We start from the raw sequence: 3,653 nt of genomic DNA on the forward strand, positions 1-3,653 counted from the left end.
TTTGACTTCAAAGCGCCCACCGCAAAATGTTGCAGAGAAAAAGTTCGCTGCCAGGGGCGTCCGAGGATAGGGAGTCACACGCAGCGAACCCTCTCTACCCCCTATGTCGGCTCATGGCGGTCAATGCGTATTTATGAGTAGAAACAACGCTTTGACGTCCTTCGCGGCAATCTGTCAAAATGTACTCAATGCCTGCGAAGGCTCCGCGCGCGCGTAAATTTCTCAAAACAGGCGGACGGGATGCAAACATTCTCTACTCGGGCATTGCAACATTTTATGAACGACTTGAAGCCGGCGAAAAATTCCTTTAAGCTATTGTAAATAATAAATTAATTTAGAGAACAGGGCAGCGTGTCTCGGCTCGACTAATTTACTCCATGTCGGCCAGTGTCGGCTTATGGCGGTTTGGGAGGGGATGGGTCTGGCCGCCAACCCTCTCCACCCCTTAAGTCATTGTAATCATTGGCGTGGGTCTGAGTTCGCATGTTAACCGTATGCGCTGCCTGCGTCCCATTGGGATTTTCGGAGTGCATATGTTGACAGGGATTTGGCTGTCGCGTGCGCGAGGTCGTCAGGGAGTCCCGGGGGAGCTCATTTGTGAGGACGTGGCGGCGGCATAAGCCCATGGCATCAAAGCATCGATGTCTTTCTTGAGATGCCCGTTGGCCAACTTGGTGTACAGATCGAGCAAGTAGGCATAGGGCTCGACGCCGTTGATGCGACATGTTCCGATCAGGCTCGCGAACCTTGCCCAACAACGGGCTCCGTCATCGTGACCGGCAAAAAGAGTGTTGCGGCGTGTCATGGCGGGACTTCTGATCGCATTTTCGACCAGGTTGGAATCCATGTCGACATGGCCGTCGTCCAAAAACAGACGGAAGCCCTCCTGACGTCGCAACATGTAGGCCAGAGCTTTTCCCAATTCGGACTTGCGCGAGACACGGCCCGCCTGAGCGTTCAGCCAATCAAAGAATTTATCGACCAGCGGGCGGGATTTCTCTTGCCGAACCGCACGCCTTTGCGCGGTCGGCAGCCCACGGATCTCGGCCTCGATCTTATAGATGGCCGCGATCTGCAGCAGGGCCTCATCGACGATTGGCGATCCTGCTTTGGGCTGCGCCTTGATCAAGGCGCGCCTCCCATGCGACCAGCAATAGGCCAGCTTCAAGGGTGCGCCACCCACCCGCTTGGAAGTGCCCAAGGCGGTGTAGCCTCCATAGGCATCCACCTGGATTGTGCCATCGAAGCCTTTGAGGATTTCTTGGGCATATTCGCCCTTTCGTCCGGGGCGATAATGGAACACGACGCCAGGTGGCGATGGTCCGTTCCAGCCGCGGTCATCGCGTAGCACGGCCCAGAAGTATCCCGTCTTGGTTTTACCCCGACCGGGATCAAGTACGGGGGCGGTTGTTTCATCGACATAAAGCCGCGTGCTGCCTTTCAGAAGTAGCATGGCCATGTGATCGACCACGGGGGCAATCAGTGCGCCTGTGCGGCCCATCCAATCCGACAGGACTGCACGATCAATCGGCGCGCCGTTGCGGGCCATGGCCACGGATTGCCGGTTCAAAGGATTGAAGTCGCAAAATTTGGCCACAGTGATCTGCGCCAGCAGGGCTTCGGTCGGCCAGCTGTTTTCCAGCAGATGCGCCGGGGCCTTGGCTTGGACCACGCCCGTGCGTCCTTTGGGACAGGCGTATTTGGGGCGCACAGTGACAACGACTTGGTATTGCGCAGGGATGACATCCAGCCGCTCCGAGCGATCCTCCCCGATCTTGACCATATCGCCACAGCCACAGGGGCAAACGATGTTTTCGGGATTGATGACCCGCTCGACGCGCGGCAGCCCTTCTGGAAGGGTGCGAGGCTTACGCGGTTTGCGGGGCTTTTTGTCCTTTGCAGTCTTGTCGAGCTGGTCGAGCTTGTTCTGCACCTCATCGATCTGTTGCTGCGTCTCGGCGATGGCGGTCTCTTGATCTTCGAGCGCCAGTTCCAGCTGATCGGGGCTCAGCTTTTCCGACTTGGGTCCGAACTTGGTGCGCCGGTGGTCGGCAACCTGACTTTCCAGCTTCTCGACCAGCGCTTTCAGTTCGGTGATGAAGACGTCCTTCTCAGCGCCGACAGCCTGTTCATGTTGCCGCGCCGCGCGCTCTACAGCCAGCTCGAACTGCTGCGCCTCAAAGGCCTTCACGACCTCGGGCGGCAGACCTGGAAACTGGCGAATATCGAACGGCTGTGACATGCGCTTTTCTATCATGAAACAGTAGAAAAGCCCAATAAAACAACGCTCGAATCTGGCCCTGAGTCACCCTGCCGCAGCAGGCGCCACAACCGGTTTTGCCACCATCCGGTGCCAATCCAAACCTTCGAAAAGGGCCTCGTACTGGGCCCGGGAAAGCTGCATGACGCCGTCCTGAATTTTGGGCCACACGAAGTTGGAAACCTCCAACCGCTTGTAGATCAGGACAAGCCCGGTTCCATCCCAAACCAAGATCTTCAACCTGTCCCCACGCTTGGAACGGAACACCACCGTCAGACCGGAATGTGGATCAAGCCCCAGCTCGTTCTGCACCGTTGCTGCGAGCCCATCATGGCCTCGACGGAAATCGACCGGCTTTGTCGCAATCACGATCGGCAGCCGCTGCCCCGCGACAATCACGAGACCCCTCGTACCGCGCGGATCAAGTCAGCAGCACGCGCCATATCAGCAGTGCCAGGAATCCGGATCATCACATCAGACCCAATCGTCACCGATATCTCGCCGCCCATCCCGGCGCGCGCGCTCTGCGCTTGCCCTGATGGGTTATCAGCTGTCGGCGGTGTCATCGCGATCTCCAGCGGAACAAACGCAGGCTCAGACCGATGGCAGGAAATCTCTGCATCACCAACTGATGTCATGACATCCGCAGGCAAAACCAATTTACCGGTCCGCGCCATCCGTCGCCAGTCCGATAGCTGATGGGGGACAATGTCATGGTGCCGCGCCACGTCAACAACGCGCGCACCGGGTTGAAAACTCTCCGCGACAATCCGCGCCTTCACATCGTCAGGCCAACGTCGGTTGCCACGACGCGGTTCAACAACTTCCAGCCTACCCACAAGTCCACTTCCATCTGCCATAGCAGCCTCCAACATAAAAGATGGAGACCGTATCCGGCCAATCAAAGAAGCGCGGAAGATCTCAAATCAATGGGATGTGGCCAGCGCATACACGCTACTTCAACACCTCGTTGCCGGCTCCGAAGTGACCACAAGATGTATTGTGAGTGCGTACAGAAATCAGTCGGCAGAATCGGATGGACGATTCGCGGGGATCTCAGTCGAGCAACCCCAGCCTCTCGGCCCGCTCCAGCAGCATCTTCACCGACGAAGGCTGCCAGCTTGTTCGCCCGCGGGGCGTGCGCTCGCGCATCGCTTCCAGCCGGGTGCAGATCGCCTGAAGTGTGATGTCGGGATCCGCGCCCTTGATGGCAGCAATAATGGCGGGCAGGCGGTCGTCGGTTTCGCGGCGCCCGGCGCGGGCCAGCACCTCGGTAGGCAGGAACCCATCGCGAACATAGGCCTTCACGGCGCGCAAGAGACGGCTTTGGGTCCAGCGACGCGCCTCGGGCAAGGGGCCGTTGATGATGCGCAGCACGTCCTCCCAAGCCAAG

General features: G+C 58.3%; 3 protein-coding genes and 1 pseudogene. All 4 read right to left on the minus strand.

From position 1 onward, the window contains the following. Window positions 1–571: 571 nt before the first annotated feature. The gene (locus KBT70_RS02505) at window positions 572–2,242 is read right to left on the minus strand and encodes an IS66 family transposase (RefSeq protein ID WP_296628398.1); all 1,671 of its coding nucleotides are present in this window, start codon (window positions 2,240–2,242) and stop codon (window positions 572–574) included. A gap of 63 nt (window positions 2,243–2,305) precedes the next feature. Beyond that, complete coding sequence (tnpB, locus tag KBT70_RS02510; protein ID WP_296628401.1) at window positions 2,306–2,659, minus strand: IS66 family insertion sequence element accessory protein TnpB; 354 nt, start codon at window positions 2,657–2,659, stop codon at window positions 2,306–2,308. Beyond that, entirely contained in the window at window positions 2,656–3,120 is a 465-nt protein-coding gene (locus KBT70_RS02515; RefSeq protein WP_296628403.1) for a transposase, read from the minus strand. Before KBT70_RS02515 ends, tnpB begins: the two co-directional genes overlap by 4 nt. A 196-nt stretch (window positions 3,121–3,316) precedes the next feature. Next, a pseudogene (locus KBT70_RS02520) lies at window positions 3,317–3,653 on the minus strand (recombinase family protein); the annotation flags it as partial.

The organism is Roseovarius sp., assembly GCF_018066915.1.
In the GTDB taxonomy this organism is placed as follows: Bacteria; Pseudomonadota; Alphaproteobacteria; order Rhodobacterales; family Rhodobacteraceae; genus Roseovarius.

Bases quoted from the DNA above. Each gene is read 5' to 3' on its own strand.
- KBT70_RS02515 (WP_296628403.1), bottom strand. From the start codon at position 3,120: ATGGCAGATGGAAGTGGACTTGTGGGTAGGCTGGAAGTTGTTGAACCG.
- KBT70_RS02505 (WP_296628398.1), bottom strand. From the start codon at position 2,242: ATGTCACAGCCGTTCGATATTCGCCAGTTTCCAGGTCTGCCGCCCGAG.